Genomic DNA, 21,862 nt, shown 5'->3' on the forward strand with positions numbered 1-21,862 from the left:
GAAGATCGACAGCCCAGATTCTGTTTACCAACGCCTGGAATGCCGGCTCGGTGTAATCCTTGAGAGTTGCTTTGAGTTCCATCCTTGGTTTTCCTTGTGTCTGTGACACTTAACAGCTGCCGGACGAAGGCATCTGCTCATTCCATCATGAGCAGATGGTTTCTACGCTCTTGGTGGTTTGCATTATTCCGACTTAAAGCCGGGTTTGTTATTGAGTGCGCGCCATTCTTTGACTTCCTTCAGGACGCCTTCGGGGCTGTCTTCCTGGCCTTCCTTGGGATAGAAAATGACATCTGAGCGGCCTGGGTGTTCGGTGACTTCCTCAAAATGATCTAGCAATCTATCTGTATATTCATTTAAAGCTTCGCCCTCCAACTCGTTGGAATGTTCAAAGAACTCACGAATAAACAATAAAAATTCAGCCTCAGTGTAATCTTCGAGTCTATTCTTGAAGGTAGTCATTGCTTCGCTCCTTTGTGGAATTCGATATGGCGCTTCGCAGTCATAATCAAAAGATTTTCCATGTCGTAAACCGCACCACCTTTTGCAACTTCATGTTTATGATGGATCTCGAACTTTCTCCTACCACCAACCTGATCCAGACGGCCCGGATATGGAGCTGCCCCTTTAATCATCTTTATTAGGTTCGCATTATTGAACTGCCTGCTCAGATCCTTATCCGCCGCTACGGCCTTCCAAAACGCCTCCCTGAACCGATGAAAATTGGCAAACTCCCTTCCTCTTAACAGTTCTGCAATCTGGGCAGGAACGTGTGCGCCCTCTGATCTCGCAGATTCACCCAGCCATATTCCCGATACCGACTGTCCAAACCCGATTGCCACGCCTGGATCATCTCGCCTGTCAAGAAACAGAACATCCGGCGAAGGCAATTCCATATCCCCCGGATACCCAGGAATACTGGCACCGATCTGCCCTTCGTCAACAGCCGGAAACGTCTCGTTTTGCGGTAGGACCGGGATGGCCGGTGCGCCGGGATAAACCGCTGGCATCGGCGGTGTGATCGGCGAGGTCATTGGCCCGAGCTGTTCGATGCCAGGTGGAACCAATGGGGTCCAGGTACCGCCACCCACGGGACGAATCGGCCAGGGTAGAACTGCCGGGGTGATCCCCAGCCGACCTTGGGTGCTTTGCGGTGTGGTGATGCTTATTTTGTCGAGATTGAAGGGGTTCGCGCCGAGTTCTGCCCGCTCCTGATAGCGCAGTTCGAATTCACGCCTTTCTCCGACCCAGGTGCTTTTCGGGGCGTAGGGGGCAAAGCCTTGTTCGAGGCGTTTTTTGTTCACCTCATCGAACTCGGCGACAAGCGCCGGGCGTTCGCCGACCGTACGCCACAGCGCTTCATCGAAGGCGCTGAACGACGGGATTTCCCGGCCACGAAATTGGTCGCCGATCTGCACGGGAATGGCCGCGCCCTGGGCCTGGCTTGCGGTTTTCCACCAGTCATTCGCAGCAGGTTGACCGGTCCCGGTGACGATGCCTGAACCGATGGGCGGCAGATTGAAGGACAGGTACATCGGCGGCAGGCCCGGCACGCAAACGATGCAGTCCTGAATGCGCAGGTCGACGCCTGCCGGGATGTCCTGGATCTGCGGTGTCATCACTGCCAGGCCGGCCTGACCGGAACTCGTCACCTGAGGTGTGGACTCGGGTGTGAACTGCAGAAGTCGTGGCGGTGAACCCGGGACCTCGGCGCTGTAGACGCCAGTCAGCGGGTCAAGTACGGAATTGATGACCGGTACACGATTGTCTACCTCACCACCGGTGCTGGTGACGATAATCGCGGTACCTTCCGGCACGGCTTCGGGTTTGAGCCGGTACGCCACTTCCACCGAACCGCCCGCGTTGGCAATTGATTGCAGCGCCTGACGGTCAGAAAGCCCCAACGCCTGCGCCGGAACGCCGACCGACTGGAGCAATCGCTGACGTTGCTCGGGGGTCAGCTCGCCATTGCCAAGGGCGGGTGAGTACACCATTGCAGTGACGAACACTGGCCCGGTTCTAGCCGCTATTCGTGCGAAATCCTTGAGGAGTTCGGCGGCCGACTCGACAACCTTCTCAAGCACCGCTGCGATTTCTTGCGCAACGAGTACCCCCTCCCGGGTCAACATCATCCCGCCAGCGGCCACCGAAGTAGTGGGTACCGTCAGCGTGTTGGCCTGCCTGACCCGTTCAACCCGCGCGTCTTCATCGACTTGCTGCTTGAACCGAACTCGCGCTTCACGCTGCTCGACGTACTGCCGGTTACGCTCCCAAATAGCCTCCCGTTCACGCCAGACAATGGTCTGCTCGGCGTGGTGCCTGGCCAGTGCATTGGATTTATCGCTGAGTGAGCTTATCTGCGCCGATAGCAGTCGAGCTTCATGGGCTGCGTTGTAGGCGTTTTCCCAGGTCTGGTGGCCGTGAACGAGCGCCTCGCCGAATTGCTCCAGCCGAGCCCGGTAATCGTTCACCGTGCGGGTGAGTGCATCGTGCCCATCGAATGATCGGGCAACCGCGTTCTTTACGTTCAGTTCTTCGGTTTTGCGGGCGATCAGCCCATCGATTTCGCTTTTGTCTTTGGTGATGGTGTAAAGCTGCAACCGCTCGCTCGATTGGTAATCGAACCGTCGTCGCGCTGCCAGGACTTCCTGCTCCAGGGTGGGCGCAAGTTGCGCGGACCGGGCCGCAAAACGTTGGTCTACCTCGGCTCTCACAACGGCATGACGCTGCGCAAACCCCGTGAGTAATTGAAGCCGGGCCTGCACGCGGGCCTGTTCTTGCACTTGTGCAGCGGCGGCCTGTGCTTGTGCCGCCTCGGCTTGCGCCTGAGCCGCTGCTTGCGCGCTCGCTTGTTCCCTTGCCTTACGATCAGCTTCTATGGCGCGCTTTCGGGCTTTTCGCTTTCCTTTGCTGGTTTTACCAAAGCCACCTGAAACCCCACCGCCGCCACCGAAACCTCCACCAGAACCACCACCCGAAGAGGGCGGTCCGGACCTGATGACAACGCTCCCTGAAGATCCATCGTTAAATGTGTGTTGTGCCATACAGTCACTCCTTGTCTGTAGGGCACAGCATGTCGATGGGGTGGTACTCAGGTGCGGTACATAGTTATAGGGGTGGATTTATATCGAGGGTCGGCACGCTGACAAATCGCATCCGACGGGTTTGAAGGATTCCCCCCTTCGACTGGCGAACCGGGCGTTAGCTGCTAGCTTCAATAGACGTGTCCTACAGGCTCGAAAGGAAAGAGATTGCGCAGTAACGAGGGAATCAGCACTCGCCCCTATCCGGACAGCGGGATCAACGTCACCTTCGGCGAATGAGGATTTCATATGCACGTTGCAATTCACGCAGCCGGTTTCAGCCTGATGACCATGTTCGTCAGTTGCGGCGTTGGTGCTCAGGAGCTTGATACGCGGATCGGCAAGATCGCAATGGAACGCGAACGGCCGGCCCATGAATCGATCGCCAGGCAGTTTTATCGGGGAGTGATGCAGCCCTCGACGATCGTTCCCACTGCGTGGGAACGATCATGCGAAACCTACTTGGACTTGAGCTTCAAATACGACTGATGCAGGTCGGAGGCCCAGCCATCGATCACACCTTTCACATCATCGGCCTTCATCACCTGAGACTCGTTTTCCAAGGGTTTGCCAGTGCCTTTGCGCACGACCTGCGCCAAAACATGATTGTTGCCGCCATCGACAAACACCGCCTCAGTGGCCAGGTCGGTTTCCTGATCTCGAATACCACTGGCCGTGCTCACCGCCGCTGCCACCAGGGCGATCGGGATCACTTCATAAGGCTTCAGGCCTTGGGTCTTGCTGCTCACGGCGGTGATGGCGGCGCGCACCACCATCACACCCGGGCCAGGGCCTGCAGCCAACGGCAGGGATTTACCTACTTCACGCTTGAGTGCCTGATCGTAGTAACGGGTGATTCCGTTCAGGGTGGCCTGAGGGATTTTCACGGTCGGTTGAGGTTTGGGATAGAGCTGGGTCGGTTCGATGTAGACACTGGTGAACTGGTTGATGTCGAGTTTGGGATCCACCCAGCGCATCACCGTGGCACCCGATGGCGACTTGGCTTCCTTGAGTTGGCTGTAATCCTTGAGAAACCCAGAATACTGATCCGGATCAACAACTTTACTGGAGCAGCCCACCATTGCGATCGAGGCGATGCACAGAGTGCTCATCATTAACGCTAGCTTCATGCTGTAACTCCTGTAAGTAGCTCGACATCAGTACGAATAAGGGTGTTACAGGTATAGCCAATGCCATGCAGTTTGCTTGCAAAAATCGCAATCCACACCACATTCGACTCAATCGAATTAACTCGAAATTCAAATAGTGGCGCACTGCCATTAGTGCTAAAGTCCGCGCCCTGCAATCTGTCCCAATAATCACCACGAGGCGACATGAAGCGTGCCTCGGCCAATGACGGCAAACCGGTCTCAAGGATCAACAATGAAAGCTCTCCGCACACTGTTCACCGTTACAGCCCTGGCCGCCACTCTCCTGACTTCGGGCTGCGCAAGCATCGTCGGAGACAGCAAGTACCCGGTGAACGTATCGAGCACCCCAAGCGGTGCCAACTACACCATCACGAACAAGGCCGGTGTCATCGTGCATAACGGTTCCACGCCCAATACCGTGACCCTGCCTTCAGGTCGTGGCTACTTCAAGGGCGAGGCCTACACCATTACCTTCAAGAAAGAAGGTTATGCCGATGCCAGCGCCACCCTGGAAACCAGCATGAGCGGCTGGTACTGGGGCAACATCGTGTTCGGTGGCCTGATTGGCATGCTGGTCGTCGACCCGCTGACTGGCGCGATGTACAAACTGCCCGAGGGCGCCGCGGGCAATCTTGGAAACCCATTGGCCGCTGAAGCGCCAAAAAACCTGACACTGCTCGAAATCGATCAGCTGTCACCTGACACGAAAGCAGCCCTGGTACGCATCAACTGACAGCGCCCGGCGCATCCTGCCGTAAAAGATGCGCCCTCTTCGTCGACGGTCTACTCCCGTCGGCGAAACAACGGCCGCGGCTCAATCACCGAACGCCCATACAACACGCTCATCCCCGCCAGCCCTTTTAGCGCATCTTCAGCCGATTTGTCCTCACGCACAGCAAAACTGTCGAACCCACATTGACGCATGTGGCTGAGTTGATCGCGCAACATCGCCGACCGCACGCAACTCGCCCGTCCAGCCCAATCGAGTGCGCAGCAAGTACGCCTGGCTGTAACCGCGGCCCTCACGGAAACTCGTTGCTGCACGTGGGAACGATCAGTGACCTCAACCGCGCTCGCGTGGAATCAAACTCTGCAACTGCTGCGCCAAAAAGTTCGCATCGAACGCAAACGTATCCGGATCTTTCAACCCATTGGTCTTGCGCCATTGCCAGCTACTGGACGGCGGCAGGCACACCAGCGAAATGCTGCCGTAGCGCGCGGCCGTCAGGCCCATCACGGCCAGCGAAATCTGACCACCGACACCCATCACATCCGGTACAAACTCCACCGGTTTACCGGCAATCACAATCGTCAGCTTCTCGGTCTTGAAAGTCGACGTTTCGGCCGGCATGCTCGGTCCCGAGGCGACATACACTTCGCGGCTCACCTCAAGCAGATTCGGCGCCTGGACCGGTTCCAGCCATTGCTGGATCTGATCGAACAGCTCACCAATACGCGTCGCCCACACGGCCGATTGCGACTCGAACAGTTGCTTCTTGTGCGCTTCGCTTTCTGCGTAATGGCGAAGCATCTCACCCAGTTGCTGTACGTCGTCCATTGCGGTGTTCCTTTGTTGAAGCGGTGTTGCGGACTTTGAGCATGGCAGATGCGCGCTGCCGGCGTACGACTAAAAGCGTGAACGGTATTGGCTGGGGGTCATGGCAAGGGCATGCTTGAGCAAAGGGTTGCCATCAACAGGAGCACGACATGCGTACCATCGGCCTTATCGGCGGCATGAGCTGGGAGTCCAGCGCCGAGTATTACCGTCTCATCAACCAGCAGGTGCGCGACCGGCTCGGACCGTTGCGGTCGGCGAAACTGCTCATGTACAGCGTCGACTTCGGGCCTGTCGAACAGGCCCAGCATGCCGGGCGCTGGGACGATGCAGCGGCGATTCTAATGGACGCGGCGCAGCGGTTGCAGGCCGGTGGTGCGGAGTGCGTGGTGCTGTGCACCAACACCATGCACAAGGTGGCCGGGCAGATTCAGGCAGCGATCGACATTCCATTCCTGCACATCGCCGATCCGGTCGGTCAGGCTGCCGTCGATACGGGTGCGCTGAAGGTTGGATTGCTCGGCACAGCGTTCACCATGGAACAGGACTTTATGAAGGAGCGCCTCACGTCGATGGGGCTGACCGTGCTGGTGCCGGAGGCCGATGAACGTCAGGCCGTCCACCGAATCATCTATGACGAGTTGTGCGTCGGGGTGATCAGCGAGGCGTCACGCAGGGTGTATCAGCAGGTTATCCAATCACTGACCCGGCGTGGTGCCCAGGTGATCATCCTCGGCTGCACGGAAATCGGCCTGCTGATCAAGCCCGAGCACAGCGCGCTGCCCTTGCTCGACACCACCGTACTGCATGCGCAGGCGGCGGTGGCGTTTGCGTTGGGCGAGTGACTCAACCGGCCTTGGGCGTGCGACGCAGGCGCGCCATGCTCAAGGCATCCACCAGCACGCCGTCACGCACGGCGTAGTCGCGAAACAGCCCTTCGGTTTCAAAGCCGAATTTACGGTAAAGCCCGATGGCGGCTTCGTTGTCGGCGTAGACCGAAAGCTCGACCCGTTGCAGGTTCATCCAGTTGTCGGCGATGTCCAGCGCCGCCGTCAGCAGATTCGAGCCCACGCCCTTGCCTTGCCACGCCGTCGCGACCCCCATTCCAAGATTGCCGGCGTGGCTGCGACGGATTCGCGAAAACTGCTCAAGGCCAATGTTACCGATGACCATCCCTTGATGCAGCGCCACCAGTTGCACCACACGCTCGTTGTCGGGCGCCAGGCGTTTGCGCCAGACCTCGGTGGACTGAAACGGCATTTGCAGCACCTGCCGGGTAATGGCCGGGTCGTTGTAGAGCGCGGTAATGCCGTCGAGGTGGGATTCGTTGAAACGTTCGAGAGAGATAACAGCGTCAGTGGCGGGCATGGGTGATTCATCCTTGATACAGACATGGCCGCTTACTCTATACCGCCGAAGGTTATTCGAACCACTCCCGCCGTTCACTGAAGGTGTTCTGGATCAGCTCAACGATCATCTGCACCTGCGCTGAATCCTCGGACTCAGCATTGACCGCCATCCACGCCTGGCGCTGCATCGGTTGACTGAACAGCCCCGGCAATTCAACAAGGCCGCGATCGAAGCGGCTGATGTATCCGGGCAACAAGCCAATGCAGGCGCTGCAACGGATCATCTCCAGCATCAACTCATAGGAATGCAACTGCACCACCCCGGCCAGGCGCTGGTCCACGAGGCTATTCCACGGCCGAAAACTGTCGACCTGACGGTCATGCTGCCATTGCACCAGCAGGAAATCGGCGAGGTCATCGAGGCTGTCAGGACGGGACGCGACCCGTGAATAACGTTTGGCGATGTGTGGCAGGTAGTCGAGCCGTGCCAGACGTTGGGGCTCGCTAACCGCGAAACTCGGGCCTGGCAGTGGTGAATCGGTGCCGGCCAGCCACAGCACCACATCGGCACTGACCGCTTGCAGGGACAGTTCGCTGTCGAGGGTAATGATATCCAGACGCACGCTGGCGTTGCGCCGCAACAGAGCAACCAGGTCGCGACCGAGGATGTCATGCAGGATCGATTCAGCGACGGCCAGGCGAATCAACGGCTGTTCGAAAACCGGCAAGTCACGCTCGTGGGCCAGGGCAATCAACTGCGATTGCAACTGCAACCCGTCACGACTGAGTGCAACGCCATTTTCTAAATGGCTGAACAGGGAACACTGCAGTTGCGCTTCAAGCTGCGCCAATTGTTTACGCAGCTGGGTTGCCTTGATGTTGAGACTGCGAGCCGCCTGCATGAAACAGCCGCAGCGCGCACTGACCCGAAAGGACTGCGCCAAAACCGGATCGATCCCTGCCGCCAGTGTGCCCCAGGATAAGGTTTTTTCTACGGGCGAGCGGGACTGGGCAACGCGCTGACGACCTGTGGCATCCATGAATGGCATCGCTGACTCCCTGTCGATCTATCCTTGAAAGCCTCATCCTGCGCAGCGTTTATGAACCTGATGTGACGCTCGGGGTGGAAAATCGATTCAGCCTCCAGGGGTTTGGCGAAAACTCACCGCGAGCCGATTCCAGCTGTTGATGGTGGTGACGGCGATGGTCAGATCGACGATCTCGCCTTCGCTGAACTGCTCCCGGGCCACTGCGTAGACGTCGTCTGGCACGTGGCTTTCAGAGAGCAAGGTGACAGCTTCGGTCCAGGCCAGCGCCGCACGTTCTCGCGCATTGAAGAAGCCGCTGTCGCGCCAGACCGCGATCGAATACAAACGGCGGTCGGTCTCGCCGAGTCGCCGCGCATCCACCGAGTGCATGTCGGTGCAGAAGGCGCATCCATTGAGCTGCGAGGCGCGAATCTTGATCAAATGCAGCAAGGCTGGCTCGATGCTGAGGTTGCTGGTCAAGACCTCCATGGCAATCATCGCTTTCATCGCTTTGGGCGATGCGCTGTAGTAATCCAGGCGGGCGTTCATGGAGCAACCTCGTGGTTCGGATGTGTGCCCCTCAAGGTAGGCGTTGATGCGCTGGCGTTACAGATCCAATTCTGCGAAATACCCGTTGACCACTGAGGCACCAGACCAATCGGAGGTTTTTCGCCCACGCAACTTCTGCACAGGCGCTCATGCGGGTAATCTGGCGCGACGCACATGCGCTTCAATCGCCCCAGGAGCCTCGCCGGTATGGAACTTCACGTTGTCATCAACGGCCGCAAGGACCTGGCAGGCCAGTTGTACAACCAACTGCGCAGCGCCATCGAATCCGGCCGTCTGGCAGCCGGGACGCAGCTCCCGCCCAGTCGTTTACTGGCTGAACAACTGGGCATTTCCCGCAAGACGATTTCCGACACCTACTCACAACTGACTTACGAAAACTTCCTCACCGGGGTCATCGGCAAAGGCACCTACGTCAATGCCCGGACGGCGAAAATCACCCGTAAGCAGAGCCATTCGGAAATGGCCAGTGCCGAGGTCATCGAGTCCTGGCGCAACCTGCCGGTGTTTTTGCGCCATCCGGCGCTGGAAGGCTCGTTGCGTTACGACTTCATCGGCGGCGCTACCAGCAAGGGCCAGTTTCCCCAAGATGACTGGCGGCGCTGCACCTCTCACGCCTTGCGCCAGATCGCCGCTTCCAAGGGTTTCTACAGCCTGCCCGAGGGGCTGCCGGCGCTGCGCAACGCGATCGCCCGGCACATCGCGTTTTCTCGCGGGGTCAATTGCCAAGACGAAGACGTGGTGGTGTGCAACGGCGCGCAACAGGCGCTGGACCTGATCTCCCGGGTGCTCACGCGCCCCGGCAGCATTGTCGCCATGGAAGACCCCGGATACCCGCCCGCACGCCTATTGTTCGGTACCCACGGTGCCACGGTGATCGGCGTGCCGGTGGATGAGCAAGGCATTCAGGTGGACAAGATCCCCCTCGGCACCCGGCTGATTTACGTCACCCCGTCTCACCAGTTCCCGCTCGGCATGCCGATGAGCCAGGCGCGCCGGGTTGCGCTGCTGGAACGGGCCCATGAGTTGGGCGCGATCATCATCGAGGACGATTACGACAGCGAATTCCGCTACGAAGGCCGGCCCACCGACTCACTGCAAAGCATGGACGAACGCGGGATCGTCGCCTACGTCGGGACCTTTTCGAAAACTCTGCTGCCAGAGCTGCGGCTGGGTTATGCGATCCTGCCGCCGGCGATTCTCGAAGCAGTCATTCGGGCCAAGCAGCTCACCGATCTGCACACCTCCACCCTGCCCCAATGGGCGCTGGCCAAGTTCATCGCCGAAGGCTGCCTGCTCAAGCACATTCGGCGCTGCCATACGATCTATGCCGGACGCCGCGAGCGAATCCTCGCGCGCATGGCCGGCGACCTTTTCCCGTGGCTCGAGGCGGTCCCGACCACAGCCGGGTTCCACATGGTGGTTATGTGCAAAGTGCCTATCGATATTCCATTGGTGATCGAGCTAGCCAAAAAGGTCGAAGTCGGGCTCTACCCCATCGATAGTTTTTTCTACCAGCAAGCGCCGCAGGCCGGGCTTTTCCTGGGTTTTGGCGCCATCGAAACCCTGGACATCGACATTGCCCTGGACCGCTTGCGGGACATTTTGCAGCAGGTCGCCTGACAGATTGGTCTGCGTTTTTATCCGGCAATTGGCTATTGGTGGTCCGGGAGTGCGGGCCTATCCTGCATAAGCGTATCCCTCAATGAGCAGGATTCGTCCGGCCTGATTCAGGAGTGTGAGCAATGCCCTACGAAGTGTTCAATACCGTAAAGGTGCAGGCCGTCGCCGGCCGCTCGGATGAACTGGGTAAGCAACTGCAAAAGATTGTCGATACCCTGCGCGAACTACCGGGCTGTGATTCCTATATGGTCGACCGCTGCCCCGAGGACGACAACCGCTGGACTGTCAGCGCTCGCTGGCAATCGGAAGCGGCCATGCACATGCATTTCAACTGCCCTGAAGTACAAGGTTTTATCGGCCTGATCGACAGCCGTCTGGCCAACGCCGTCGATTTCAACAGTTTCCCTATCGTTTAGAAAATTAGGTCGCCGTCTTCGGCCACTCCTACAGGGCCATGGGTACCCCTGCAGGAGTGGCTGGAGGCGGCGACCTTGTTGTTTAAACGCGCATGATTGGTCCCCTCGCCTTCCCGAAAATCGGCTGTTTGCTACCTGACCGGGTTATGGGCATGCATGCGTTCTGGAGAAGAATTTAATACGGCCAAGCTTTTTAGCGAAAAACATCTCGCGAAAGCTTGACCTTGAACAGAGTATCAACAGGGAATGCATAGTTCTTTGTAGGAGCGAGGCTTGCCCGCGAAGAGGCCCGAACAGACACCACAAAACCTTCAGAAAAAAAAAGCCCCGCATCTCTCAATGCGGGGCTTCTTCATTCAGCGCCTGATCAGGCAGCCGGCTCCAGCTCGACGCTGGCAGCGGCAGTGGCAGTGGCAGTGGCAGGCACCACCGCTTGACCGCTCAACGCCAGATCCAGCAACTCACGGTTGGCCACCGCATACATGGCGTAATCAGTGCCGCTGGCGGCACGGATTTCTACCAGCATGGCGCGCCAACGTTCGATCATGCCTTCGTGCTCTTCCATCCACAGCTCGAGACGGGTTTCCACGTCCTGGGTACCATCGCCCTGTTGCAGGACCGAGATGGTGATCGCACGTTGTTGCCAGTCGACGTCATCGCGGAACGCTTCACGGGCCAGGGCCTGCCAGTTGTTTTCAACCGGCAGAGCGCTGATCTGTTGCAGGTACCAGGTGATGTCCAGCGCGCTGCCGACGGCGAAGTAAGCCTTCGCGACGTCTGCTGCGTTCTGGCCGGTCACGTCAGACGCTTCGATGATCGGCAGCAAGGTGTACAGGTGAGTGGTGCCTGCAACCATGCGCGCCAGCAACTCAGGAACGCCAGCCGCAACGTACGCCTGATAACGGGTCTGCCAGCCTTCGCGGGTCGGGCCTTCCAGCAGTTCGTCGAGCTTGAGGCCCAGCGCTGCCAGGTGTGGACCGAAGTGCGCGACGTCACGGGCAGCGTTCTGCTCATTACGACGGCTGCGCAGGAACCAGCGCGTAGCGCGACGGCCCAGACGCATCAGCTCGTCCATCAACTCCAGTTGTACGTCGGCTGAAACCTGGTAATCCAGGGCTTCGATCTGACGGAACCAGTGCGGGAGGTGGAAGATATCCCGAACAATTACGTAGGCACCCGCAACATTCGCCGGGCTCATGCCGGTCGACTCTTTGAGTCGTTGAACGAAGGTGATGCCCATGTGGTTCACCAGATCGTTGGCGATCTGGGTGCTGACGATTTCGCGCTTCAGACGGTGACGGCGCATGGCCTCGGAGAACTTGCTCACCAGGGTCGGCGGGAAAGCGGTTTCCATGTCGCGTGTCAGGTAGTCGTCGTCCGGCACCTGGGAATTGAGCAGCGCTTCCTTGAGGTCGATCTTGCTGTAGGAGATCAGCACCGACAGCTCGGCACGGGTCAGCCCATAGCCTGCCGCGACGCGCTCGTTGAGCGCTTCTTCAGCCGGCAGGAACTCGATGGCGCGATCCAGCTTGCCGCGGCCTTCCAGATCGTTCATCAGACGCTTGTATTCGGCAATCCGCGGCAAGGCACGACGGGCCGCCAGGGACAGGGCCTGAGTCTGCTTGTAGTTATTGCCGAGCACCAGGTTGCCGACTTCGTCGGTCATGCTGCCGAGCAATTGGTTACGTTGCTTCTCGGTCATGTCGCCGGCATGAACCACTTCGTTCAGCAGGATCTTGATGTTTACTTCGTGGTCGGAGCAGTCAACGCCACCGGCGTTGTCGATGAAGTCGGTGTTGGAACCGCCGCCATTGAGGCCGAATTCGACACGACCCAGCTGGGTCATACCGAGGTTACCGCCCTCGCCCACGACTTTGCAGCGCAGTTCGTTGCCGTTCACGCGCAGGGCATCGTTGGCCTTGTCGCCGACATCGGCGTGGCTTTCGCTGCTGGCTTTGACGTAAGTGCCGATACCGCCGTTCCACAACAGATCCACCGGGGCCTTGAGCAAGGCATTCAGCAGTTCGGTCGGGGTCAGCTTGTCCGCCTGGATGTCGAAGCGCTCTTTCATCTGCGGGGAAATCGCGATGCTTTTCGCACTACGGGAGAAGATCCCGCCGCCTTCGGACATGATGCTGGTGTCGTAATCCGACCAGGCCGAACGCGGCAGGTCGAACAGGCGCTGACGCTCGGCGAAGCTGTTCGCCGGCTCAGGGTTTGGATCGATGAAGATGTGCAGGTGGTTGAATGCGGCGACCAGTTGCAGCGTCTCCGACATCAACAAGCCGTTACCGAACACGTCACCGGCCATGTCGCCGACACCGACCACAGTGATGCTGTCTTTCTGAACATTGATGCCGCGTTCGCGGAAGTGACGTTGTACGCCTACCCACGCGCCCTTGGCGGTGATGCCCATTTTCTTGTGGTCGTAACCGGCCGAACCACCGGACGCAAACGCGTCGCCGAGCCAGAAGCCGTAGTCGATGGCAATGCCGTTGGCGATGTCGGAGAAGGTTGCAGTGCCCTTGTCAGCAGCGACTACCAGGTACGGGTCATCGTCGTCATGACGCACGACGTTGGCGGGCGGAACCAGCGTGCCGTCTTTCAGGTTGTCGGTGATGTCCAGCAGGCCCGAGATGAAGATGCGGTAGCAGGCGATGCCTTCAGCCGCGATCTCGTCACGGCTGCCACCCAGCGGCAAGCGACGCGGCAGGAAGCCGCCCTTCGCACCCACTGGCACGATGACCGAGTTCTTCACTTGCTGTGCTTTTACCAGGCCCAGGACTTCGGTACGGAAGTCTTCTTCACGGTCGGACCAGCGCAGACCGCCGCGAGCCACGTTGCCGAAGCGCAGGTGCACGCCTTCGACGCGTGGCGAGTAGACGAAGATTTCGAACTTCGGTACTGGCTTCGGCAGCTCTGGAATCTGGTGCGGGTTGAACTTGAAGCTGAAGTAGGACTTGTTCTGACCACGGGCATCCGTCTGGTAGAAGTTGGTCCGCAGGGTGGCCTTGATCAGGTCCAGGTAGCGACGCAGGATGCGGTCTTCGTTCAGCACCTGGACGTCGTCCAGAGCGGCCAGAATCGCGTGTTCCAGGCGTTGCTGCTTATCTTCCAGGTCGTCGCTGGTGAGCTTGCGCGCCAGGTAGAAGCGGGTCTTGAACAACCGGGTCAACTCGCGAGCGATGTCGGTGTGGTTGTTCAGGGTGCTGGCGATGTAGCCGAGGTCGAAGCCCAGACGAATCTGCTTCATGTAACGGGCGTAGGCACGCAGCAGCGCCACGTCGCGCCATGGCAGGCCGGCGGTCAGCACCAGCCGGTTGAACGCATCGTTTTCGGCATCCCCGCGAACGATGTGGACGAACGCGTCCTGCAAGGTGTCGTTAAGTTGCTGGATGTCGAGTTCCAGACCTTCGGCGGCGGTGAACGCGAAGTCGTGAATCCAGAACTCGCGGCCGCTGTTGTGACGCAGGCGATACGGGAATTCACCCAGCACGCGAAGGCCGAGGTTTTCCAGGATCGGCAACACGTCGGACAGCGCCAGCGGCGTATCGGCGTGGTACAGCTTGCAGTGCAGCTCGCGTTGACCGGACACCTGACCCAGTGGCTGATAGAAGCTCATCACCAGTGGATTTTTTTCGCTCAGGCTCAGCAAGTGCTGCATATCGACCACCGCCGAGTGAGCGGCGAAACGCTCACGGTAACCGGCCGGGAAGCCTTTCGGGAAGTCGGCCAGCACGTTGGTGCCACTGGCCTCACCGAAACTTTCAACCGTCAGGCTGGCGTAGTCGTCCTGCCAGCTGCGGCAGGCTTGCACCACTTCTTTTTCCAGCAGAACCGGGTCGATGTCCAGACGGTTCTTCGGATCGACGCGCAGAATCAGCTGCACACGGGCCAGCACGGATTCGGAGAAGAAGGTCCAGAACTCGCAGTCCGAGGCTTTCAGGCGATCCATCAAAACTTGCTGGATCTTCTGGCGCACTTCGGTGGAGTAGATGTCACGCGGCACGTAGGCCAGGCAGTAGCAGAAGCGGCCGTACGGGTCTTTACGCAGGAACACGCGAATTTTGTTGCGTTCCTGGATCTGCACAATCGACATCACGGTGCTGAACAACTCATCCACCGGGGTCTGGAACAGATCGTCGCGCGGCAGCACTTCAACCACCTGCGCCAGTTCCTTGCCTAAGTGAGCCTTGGCCTGGAAGCCGGAACGGCGCTCGATTTCTTCGACCTTGCGACGGATGTAAGGGATGACCCGCACGCTCTCGCCATACACCGAAGAGGTGTACAGGCCCATGAAGCGGTATTCCTTGATGACCTTGCCGTCGGCGTCGATTTCACGGATCGACACGTAATCCGGGTAAGCCGGACGGTGTACACGGCTTGGGTGTGCAGCCTTGGCGAACGACAGCAGGGTCGGTTCGCGCAGGTAGTTCACGGCGTAGTCTTCGATGCGCAGGTCATCGTAGGTCAGGCCGGTGCGCAGCAGTTTGGTCAGACCGAGGAAGGAGTCCTGATCGTAGACAATATGGCCACCATCGGCTTCGTCGCGAACCACGAACTCTTCATAGCCCAGGAAGGTAAAGTGGTTGCCCACCAGCCATTCCAGGAAGCTTTTGATTTCGGCTTTTTCTTCTGAATCGACGGTGAACTGACTAGTGTCCAGGCCGGCGAGGATTTCCTGGACCTTGGCTTTCATCGGCTCGAAATCGGCGACCGCGACGCGGACTTCACCGAGAACCTGTTCCAATTCCTTGCTCAGGACATTCAGTTCGGCCGAGTTGGCGCACCGGTCGATTTCCAGGTACATCAACGACTCTTGCAGAACGTCGTCGCCCTGGGTGCCTTTCGGCAGGATTTCCAGCAGCTCGCCCTTGCTGCCGCGACGCACGCTCAGCACAGTGGTTTGCAGGGTATGGATGCTATAGCCGCGACGGTTCAGCTCGGTACGCACCGAGTCCACCAAAAATGGCAGGTCGTGGTGCAGCACTTCGACCGCGGTGTGGGTCGACTGCCAGCCGTGGCGTTCGTAATCAGGGTTATAGACGCGCACTTGCGGTTGCGCGTGATCGAAGCGCTCAAGCAGGCGCCACGCAGAAAGGGTGCAGCCGGCGAGGTCGGACAACCGACGTTGAGTCAACTCGTCGAGGGAAATGATGCCGAAAAATTGTTCCGCGAACAGCGCCACTTGTGGCAGTGCCTGTTCACTGATGTGCTGCGCCAGTGCCGCTTGCAGTTGGTGCTGGAAGTCGGCTTTGCTGGCTGCGGTGAAGAACGCCATCTGTGGTACTCCGCTTGGGCTTGTTATTGATGGAAGCGTCGCGTGCAAAACCCCTTTCGGGGCTATCCGTCACCCTGTTCCTGATTCTCGGGCAGAGGAAACAGGGTGACAGGTGGGTGAAGCTGGACGAGACACTCAGGTCACATTCACCTTCCATGAATGGGCATCTGCAAAAACGACTGGCGACGTGCCGCGCAATGCCTTTACAGGTGCTCATCCGTTGCGCAGCTTAACGAGTGCGGCAAGGCCCGTGCTTGCAGCGCTGCGACATATTCGGTCATCGGCACGTAACTCGCGGCCTGTGCCTGGGACAACACTAGCAGCCGTACGGAAAAATGGCTGGTTTAAGCAGCGAATACGCGTTGCGCGTACCGGATGTGACCAACAGACGCCAGGACGTTCTCAACATGTCGCCGGCAGATCAATCAATCAGATCCTCAAAAGCCTGGTACTTGCTGACGGTTGCACAGTCGTAACACCGCATTTCCAGCATCACCTTGTCCATTTTCACGTCGATGTTGCTCGAATCGCATTCACGGCAAAACAATTGCAGGCCACCGATCAAATCCGCACCAAATGTTCCGCCTGAAAAGAACTGCGGCACCAGTTCGTCGCGCCAGTAAATGCCGGGAGATTTCGAGAACCCTGCCCCGCTGTCCTTAAGCACGACGTCATACAAAAGCCGATGCAACGCCGATTGAGGCACCCGGGAATCGCGATAAGCACGCTTGCGCCAATGCTTGGCCAAGGCATCCTGCGCGGTATTCAGCATGTCGCCAGGAATGGTGTTGGAGGCATGGGACCTGCCCTTGGTTTTACCGGTTTGATAAAAGTGCGCGGCATTCTTAACCGCAAGCCGTGCGAATTAATGAATCTCACTGACAGAAAAATCCTGTAGCAGTTGATTGACCACCGACTCGGCGCGGCTTTCAGCCGTAAACACAAAGTCGACTTCATTAGGGAAGGTCTGAAGTACCCACCGATTTTTCATGCCCTCACTACTTGAGGCTCAAAAAATCATAAGTCGGCGAAAATCAGACCTTTCTTGTCCTTAATCCACGGTTCTTTCCTCTGATTGCACTGTTTCAGGGCAATTGGCCCGCATTACAGACGCACCTCGCCCATACCCATCAACCGTTTTCGCACCATCCACAAGTTCGACAAAGCGAACAACGTTGTCTGCTGCGCGATGTTTTTCGACAAACCACGAAAGCGCACTTTCGTATAACCAAACTGGCGCTTGATCACGCGAAACGGATGCTCAACCTTGGCCCGCACCTGCGCTTTCGCGTATTCGATCTTGCGTCGCATGCGCCCGATCAGACTCTTTTTTGCGTGCTTTTTATAGCTGCTTGGCCGGGCGGCAATCGACCAGATCATCTTGCGATCCTGATGCTCGGGACGTTTGTCCACGCCGGTGTAACCGGCGTCGCCACACACGTAAGTTTCCTCACCGTGCAGCAACTGATCGACCTGCGTCACGTCCGCCACATTGGCCGCCGTGCCCACCAGGCTATGCACCAAGCCGGATTCGGCATCGACGCCGATGTGCGCTTTCATACCAAAAAAGTACTGATTCCCTTTCTTGGTTTGGTGCATTTCTGGATCGCGTTTACTGTCCTTGTTCTTGGTCGAACTCGGCGCGTGAATGATCGTCGCATCGACCACCGTGCCGTGACGCAACAGCAGGCCACGGTCGCCCAGATAGCCATTGATGACCTGCAAAATCGCGCCTGCCAACTCATGTTTTTCCAACAAGCGGCGGAAGTTGAGGATCGTGGTTTCATCGGGAATCCGATCCAGATTCAAGCCCGCGAACTGGCGCAGAATCGTCGTTTCATACAGTGATTCTTCCATCGCCGGATCGCTGTAGCCGAACCAGTTCTGCATCAAATGAACGCGCAACATGGCCATCAACGGATACGCCGGACGGCCCCCTTCGCCCTTTGGATAATGCGGCTCGATCAAAGTAACCAAGCCCTTCCAGGGCACGACCTGATCCATCTCGTTCAGGAAGCGCTCGCGGCGGGTCTGCTTACGTTTGCCGGCGTACTCGGCATCGGCGAAGGACATCTGTTTCATCGGGACTCAACCGTCGTGTTCGTGTCAGGCGGGTATTTCACCAGATTTGGAAGTCTTCTTCAGAGTTTCCTTAGACAGAACATGAATGAACTGAATCGCCTCTTTTCTCGCCAGGTCAAACAACGCCGTATAAAGCTCACTCTTCCACGGCAATTGAGCCTGTGCGGCCAAGGCTTGCTGTTTGACCTTGAAGCATTCGCCGCAGGGACAGCCCATCCGCCGCCCAAAGTGCCCGACGGCAAAAAATGTGTGCTCGCATTGCAGGCATTTGAAGGGAGGAGCATCTGATTCGCGGGTGGTTTTCGCGCGCCTTTTTGCCCACATCGGCACGTCGCAATAAGGGCAGCGCAGGTCCTTGCTGATAATAGGCGGCAGCACTTTGAGCAGCGCCCGAGGTTCGACCTCAATCTTGTATTCGAGCAGTAAATCAGCGTTTTTTTCGCCACACAGATAACGCAGATCAGGTCAGGCGCAGTGTTAGATCATGGCGAGCTGATGCCGGTAGTTGTTGTCATGGTGGTTTGAGCGCTCTCTATGTTCAGTCTTTCGCATTCAGCATCTGCTTCTATCCGTGTCGGGTAGGTGAACTGCAATCGCTGCTTATCTTGATTGTCATAAATATCAAAACCGGTCGGAACTGGAGTGGAGTGAAAGAGCGTTCCGTTGCGAGCTGGCCCTGTTTTGGTGGGATCGCAGGAACAACAACGAATCTCTGGATCATCTTCGCGCCCTTGTGTTGAGTGAGCCCTAATTAATAGCGGCAACCCGCCACTTCTTCAAGTTTGGATAAACTCGATGACAGCCAAGCACCCGAGGCCATGGCTTGTCAGATTGAGGTCATAGAGGTCCAAATCGACGCTCTTGTTTCTGTGTTCCTCGGGATTTCGTGAGGAGCCTGACTAAATGACGATGTTTTCCTAACTCGACCCGCGAGCGAGACGCATTTTGATACAGTCTTGCCGTTGCGTTAGTGCAATAATAAATGTTTGTATTTAAAGGAACTATGGAGTAAAAATGCAATGTGTCAAAAAAAATCATTGTGGTTTGTTTTGTTGGCTGCTTGTCTTGCGACTTTTTCAAGCGGCATGTTGGCAAGTGCCCAAAATAGTGTTGTCGAGGAAAAGGACTGGAAGAGCGCCTTCGATAAATTCAATACTAACGGCACTATTATCATTAAGGATGAGCGGAGTAATCAAAGCAAAACGTTCATCTACAATAAGGAACGCTCAATGGAGCGTTTTACTCCAGCTTCAACTTTTAAAATACCTCATACACTATTTGCTCTCGATGCTGGTGTTGTTCGTGACGAGTTTCAGGTATTCACATGGGACGGAGAGAAGCACGAAATTCCTTCTCATAATGCAGACCAAAATTTAAGATCCGCAATGAGGTACTCCACCGTGTGGGTGTATCGCGGGTTTGCAAAGGAAATCGGCAAGGAAAAAGCAACAAGTTATTTGAAAAGTATCAATTACGGAAATCAAGATGCAAGCGTAACAAAACGTGACTACTGGATTAACGGTGGTCTTGAAGTTTCGGCTCAAGAGCAGATCGACTTTCTTGAGACGCTTTACAGGAATGAACTACCTTTCAAGGTTGAGCACCAACTTCTGACAAAAGACATCATGGTGACTGAGGCTGGGCGTGAATGGATTATTCGCGCTAAAACCGGGCTTGGGAGCCAGGTTGGTTGGTGGGTCGGCTGGGTAGAATGGCCAACAGGTCCGGTTTTCTTTGCTTTGAATATCGACACCCCTCATAGAATGGCCGATGCTCCCAAAAGAGAGGAAATTGGCAGGATGCTATTGAAAGAGGTGGGCGCACTGCCTCCTACTCAAGCGATTGCAACTCAATAGCTGATTTTCGTAAGTAATGACAGGGATGTTATTTTGTTTAAAATCACACAGAACTGATCATAAAGGATCGCACACAAAATAAGCATTGACTTTCACTCATTCCTTCTGCGTTTTCGACGATAGAATCCGCTGAGCTTTTCATGTGATGTTCCTTTAGAGAAGAACTATTACCTACATCGTCCGATGAAACTTCTTTCGACATAAACCCGCGGTCCTTCGGCAACTTCCTACAATGTCGCAATAACGCTAACACCGTAGCTTTTGCGCCAATCACACATACAAAGCAGCAGAAAATCCTTGGGACTGGCAAAATCCCTCTTTGATTGCCTTTACCGAACGCTTCGAACCAGGAATTTCCCATGCAAATGACCACCGCCCTTTTGATCGTCAACCCGTGCGATGACGAAGAAGACAACATGGCCATGCTCTGCTGCCACAGCGAACAGGGCGACATGTTCCTGATGACCCGCTACCCGGACGAGGACGCGCTGGACATCACCCTCGACGGCGAGCCTTCGACGCTGGACGGGGTGAAAGTCACCCTCAGCCCTACCCGCCTGCTGATCGAAATCGCCGCCGCTGACGCTGATGCGCTCAATGGTGATGATTCGCTGGAAATCATTCACAGCACTGATGCGAGTGATTTGGCGGAAGTGGAGGAAACGTTGCAGAACATTCTTAAGGGCACTGGCACCTATATCAGCGAGTTGAGCTGATTCCTCCGATCCGGACACTGATCGTTCCCACGCTCGCGTGGGAACGATCAGCCTTGGCGTGCGGGAACAAACGTTAATCCGCACTTTGCACAAAATGCCGTTAGTCGCCACACCCTGCGATGGATTAAAGTAAAGCCCCCAGCCCTGGCGTTATTCGAACGTCTTCGGTCACCCTTTCCAGGAACAGTCATCGATGGAACATCGTGAAGCGCTGCTAGCGCTGCGAACCTTTCTTTCAACGCAGATTCTCGGCCAGGAAAAACTCATCGAGCGCTTGCTCATCGCCTTGCTCGCCGACGGCCACATGCTGGTCGAGGGCGCTCCGGGCCTGGCCAAGACCAAGGCCATCAAAGAACTTGCCGAAGGCATCGAAGCACAGTTCCATCGCATCCAGTTCACCCCCGACCTGCTGCCCGCCGACATCACCGGTACGGAAATCTATCGCCCGGAAACCGGCAGTTTCGTGTTCCAGCAAGGCCCGATCTTCCACAATCTGGTGCTGGCGGACGAAATCAACCGCGCCCCGGCCAAGGTTCAGTCCGCCCTGCTCGAAGCCATGGGCGAGCGCCAAGTCAGCGTCGGGCGCAGTACTTACGAGCTGTCGCCGCTGTTTCTGGTGATGGCCACGCAAAACCCGATCGAGCAGGAAGGCACCTATCCACTGCCCGAAGCGCAGCTCGACCGCTTTCTGATGCACGTAAAAATTGGCTTCCCTGACGCCGCCGTCGAACGTCGGATCCTGCAACAGGCCCGTGGCGAAGCGTTGAACGGCGAAACCAAACCCGAGCGTCGGGTCAGTCAGCAGGCGATCTTTGCCGCGCGCAAGGAAATCCTCGGTTTGTACATGGCCGATGCCGTGGAGGAATACCTGGTGCAACTGGTCATGGCCACGCGCACCCCGGCCAAATTCGACCCAGAGATGGCCGAGTGGATCGCCTACGGCGCCAGCCCGCGCGGCTCGATTGCCCTCGACCGTTGCGCCCGGGCCCATGCCTGGCTGGCCGGTCGCGACTTCGTCAGCCCGGAAGACATTCAAGCGGTGCTGTTCGATGTGCTGCGTCACCGCATCATTCTTTCCTTTGAAGCCGAAGCCGCGGGCATCGACCAGGACCGAGTGGTCCAGCGGATTCTTGACGTCGTAGCCGTCGCTTGACC

The 21,862-nt window shown here is 57.3% G+C and carries 20 protein-coding genes and 1 pseudogene; 8 read left to right on the plus strand and 13 right to left on the minus strand.

All coding sequences use genetic code 11. The features are described 5' to 3' along the window. Positions 1–183: 183 nt before the first annotated feature. Both ACYZTU_RS16525 and ACYZTU_RS16530 read right to left on the minus strand, forming a co-directional pair. The gene (locus ACYZTU_RS16525; RefSeq protein ID WP_461964265.1) at positions 184–462 is read right to left on the minus strand and encodes a bacteriocin immunity protein; all 279 of its coding nucleotides are present in this window, start codon (positions 460–462) and stop codon (positions 184–186) included. Next, positions 459–3,044 (minus strand): S-type pyocin domain-containing protein, encoded by a 2,586-nt coding sequence (locus tag ACYZTU_RS16530; protein ID WP_461964266.1) that lies wholly within the window; start codon positions 3,042–3,044, stop codon positions 459–461. The genes ACYZTU_RS16525 and ACYZTU_RS16530 overlap by 4 nt, the downstream gene beginning before the upstream one ends. A 288-nt stretch (positions 3,045–3,332) precedes the next feature. Here ACYZTU_RS16530 and ACYZTU_RS16535 point away from each other — a divergent pair, with 288 nt between their 5' ends. After that, on the plus strand, positions 3,333–3,572 hold the full coding sequence (locus ACYZTU_RS16535) for a hypothetical protein (protein ID WP_461964267.1): 240 nt from the start codon (positions 3,333–3,335) through the stop codon (positions 3,570–3,572). Here ACYZTU_RS16535 and ACYZTU_RS16540 read toward each other — a convergent pair. Together ACYZTU_RS16540 and ACYZTU_RS16545 are read right to left on the minus strand one after the other, a co-directional pair. Then, complete coding sequence (locus ACYZTU_RS16540) at positions 3,542–4,213, minus strand: DUF3313 domain-containing protein (protein WP_461964268.1); 672 nt, start codon at positions 4,211–4,213, stop codon at positions 3,542–3,544. The genes ACYZTU_RS16535 and ACYZTU_RS16540 overlap by 31 nt on opposite strands. Further along, positions 4,210–4,467: a hypothetical protein gene (locus ACYZTU_RS16545; RefSeq protein ID WP_461964269.1), complete on the minus strand. Its 258-nt coding sequence runs from the start codon at positions 4,465–4,467 to the stop codon at positions 4,210–4,212. Before ACYZTU_RS16545 ends, ACYZTU_RS16540 begins: the two co-directional genes overlap by 4 nt. On the opposite strand from ACYZTU_RS16545, the gene ACYZTU_RS16550 reads away from it, so the two are divergent. After that, positions 4,467–4,967, plus strand: a complete 501-nt coding sequence (locus tag ACYZTU_RS16550; RefSeq protein ID WP_461964270.1) for a peptidase associated/transthyretin-like domain-containing protein — start codon at positions 4,467–4,469, stop codon at positions 4,965–4,967. The genes ACYZTU_RS16545 and ACYZTU_RS16550 overlap by 1 nt on opposite strands. Positions 4,968–5,017: 50 nt before the next feature. Here ACYZTU_RS16550 and ACYZTU_RS16555 read toward each other — a convergent pair. Both ACYZTU_RS16555 and ACYZTU_RS16560 read right to left on the minus strand, forming a co-directional pair. Then, positions 5,018–5,267 (minus strand): annotated as a pseudogene (locus ACYZTU_RS16555) (DUF934 domain-containing protein); the annotation flags it as partial. A 30-nt stretch (positions 5,268–5,297) separates the two neighbouring features. Further along, complete coding sequence (locus ACYZTU_RS16560) at positions 5,298–5,792, minus strand: hypothetical protein (RefSeq protein ID WP_461964271.1); 495 nt, start codon at positions 5,790–5,792, stop codon at positions 5,298–5,300. A 149-nt stretch (positions 5,793–5,941) separates the two neighbouring features. Here ACYZTU_RS16560 and ACYZTU_RS16565 point away from each other — a divergent pair, with 149 nt between their 5' ends. Further along, positions 5,942–6,634: an aspartate/glutamate racemase family protein gene (locus ACYZTU_RS16565; RefSeq protein WP_461964272.1), complete on the plus strand. Its 693-nt coding sequence runs from the start codon at positions 5,942–5,944 to the stop codon at positions 6,632–6,634. A 1-nt stretch (position 6,635) separates the two neighbouring features. Here the strand turns inward: ACYZTU_RS16565 and ACYZTU_RS16570 are convergent, their stop codons facing one another. The 3 genes from ACYZTU_RS16570 to ACYZTU_RS16580 form a co-directional block, all read right to left on the minus strand. Further along, complete coding sequence (locus tag ACYZTU_RS16570; protein ID WP_461964273.1) at positions 6,636–7,157, minus strand: GNAT family N-acetyltransferase; 522 nt, start codon at positions 7,155–7,157, stop codon at positions 6,636–6,638. A gap of 52 nt (positions 7,158–7,209) precedes the next feature. Further along, positions 7,210–8,187 carry a LysR substrate-binding domain-containing protein gene (locus ACYZTU_RS16575; protein WP_461964274.1) on the minus strand — a complete coding sequence of 326 codons (978 nt, stop codon included), beginning with the start codon at positions 8,185–8,187 and terminating at the stop codon, positions 7,210–7,212. Between the two features lie 87 nt (positions 8,188–8,274). After that, positions 8,275–8,715, minus strand: coding sequence for a carboxymuconolactone decarboxylase family protein (locus ACYZTU_RS16580; protein WP_461964275.1), 441 nt, complete (start codon positions 8,713–8,715; stop codon positions 8,275–8,277). A 207-nt stretch (positions 8,716–8,922) separates the two neighbouring features. On the opposite strand from ACYZTU_RS16580, the gene pdxR reads away from it, so the two are divergent. Together pdxR and ACYZTU_RS16590 are read left to right on the plus strand one after the other, a co-directional pair. Next, positions 8,923–10,356, plus strand: coding sequence for a MocR-like pyridoxine biosynthesis transcription factor PdxR (pdxR, locus tag ACYZTU_RS16585; protein ID WP_461964277.1), 1,434 nt, complete (start codon positions 8,923–8,925; stop codon positions 10,354–10,356). Positions 10,357–10,478: 122 nt separating this feature from the next. Continuing rightward, positions 10,479–10,772 (plus strand): antibiotic biosynthesis monooxygenase family protein, encoded by a 294-nt coding sequence (locus tag ACYZTU_RS16590; protein ID WP_461964279.1) that lies wholly within the window; start codon positions 10,479–10,481, stop codon positions 10,770–10,772. A gap of 367 nt (positions 10,773–11,139) precedes the next feature. Here the strand turns inward: ACYZTU_RS16590 and ACYZTU_RS16595 are convergent, their stop codons facing one another. The 4 genes from ACYZTU_RS16595 to ACYZTU_RS16610 form a co-directional block, all read right to left on the minus strand. After that, positions 11,140–16,053 (minus strand): NAD-glutamate dehydrogenase, encoded by a 4,914-nt coding sequence (locus ACYZTU_RS16595; protein ID WP_461964280.1) that lies wholly within the window; start codon positions 16,051–16,053, stop codon positions 11,140–11,142. 421 nt (positions 16,054–16,474) lie between these two features. Further along, a complete protein-coding gene (locus tag ACYZTU_RS16600) occupies positions 16,475–16,825 on the minus strand; it encodes a hypothetical protein (RefSeq protein WP_461964281.1) in 351 nt (116 codons plus the stop codon). A 332-nt stretch (positions 16,826–17,157) separates the two neighbouring features. Next, positions 17,158–18,135: an IS5 family transposase gene (locus ACYZTU_RS16605; RefSeq protein WP_461964282.1), complete on the minus strand. Its 978-nt coding sequence runs from the start codon at positions 18,133–18,135 to the stop codon at positions 17,158–17,160. 24 nt (positions 18,136–18,159) lie between these two features. Beyond that, complete coding sequence (locus ACYZTU_RS16610) at positions 18,160–18,513, minus strand: hypothetical protein (RefSeq protein WP_461964283.1); 354 nt, start codon at positions 18,511–18,513, stop codon at positions 18,160–18,162. A gap of 707 nt (positions 18,514–19,220) precedes the next feature. Here ACYZTU_RS16610 and blaOXA point away from each other — a divergent pair. The 3 genes from blaOXA to ACYZTU_RS16625 all read left to right on the plus strand — a co-directional run bounded on the left by blaOXA (position 19,221) and on the right by ACYZTU_RS16625 (position 21,860). Beyond that, positions 19,221–19,991 (plus strand): class D beta-lactamase, encoded by a 771-nt coding sequence (gene blaOXA / locus ACYZTU_RS16615; RefSeq protein ID WP_461971064.1) that lies wholly within the window; start codon positions 19,221–19,223, stop codon positions 19,989–19,991. Positions 19,992–20,350: 359 nt separating this feature from the next. Then, a complete protein-coding gene (locus ACYZTU_RS16620; protein ID WP_461964284.1) occupies positions 20,351–20,707 on the plus strand; it encodes a hypothetical protein in 357 nt (118 codons plus the stop codon). Between the two features lie 193 nt (positions 20,708–20,900). Then, positions 20,901–21,860: an AAA family ATPase gene (locus tag ACYZTU_RS16625; RefSeq protein WP_008150800.1), complete on the plus strand. Its 960-nt coding sequence runs from the start codon at positions 20,901–20,903 to the stop codon at positions 21,858–21,860. Positions 21,861–21,862 lie beyond the last annotated feature (2 nt).

It is taken from the genome of Pseudomonas sp. HLT2-19-2 (assembly GCF_054898005.1).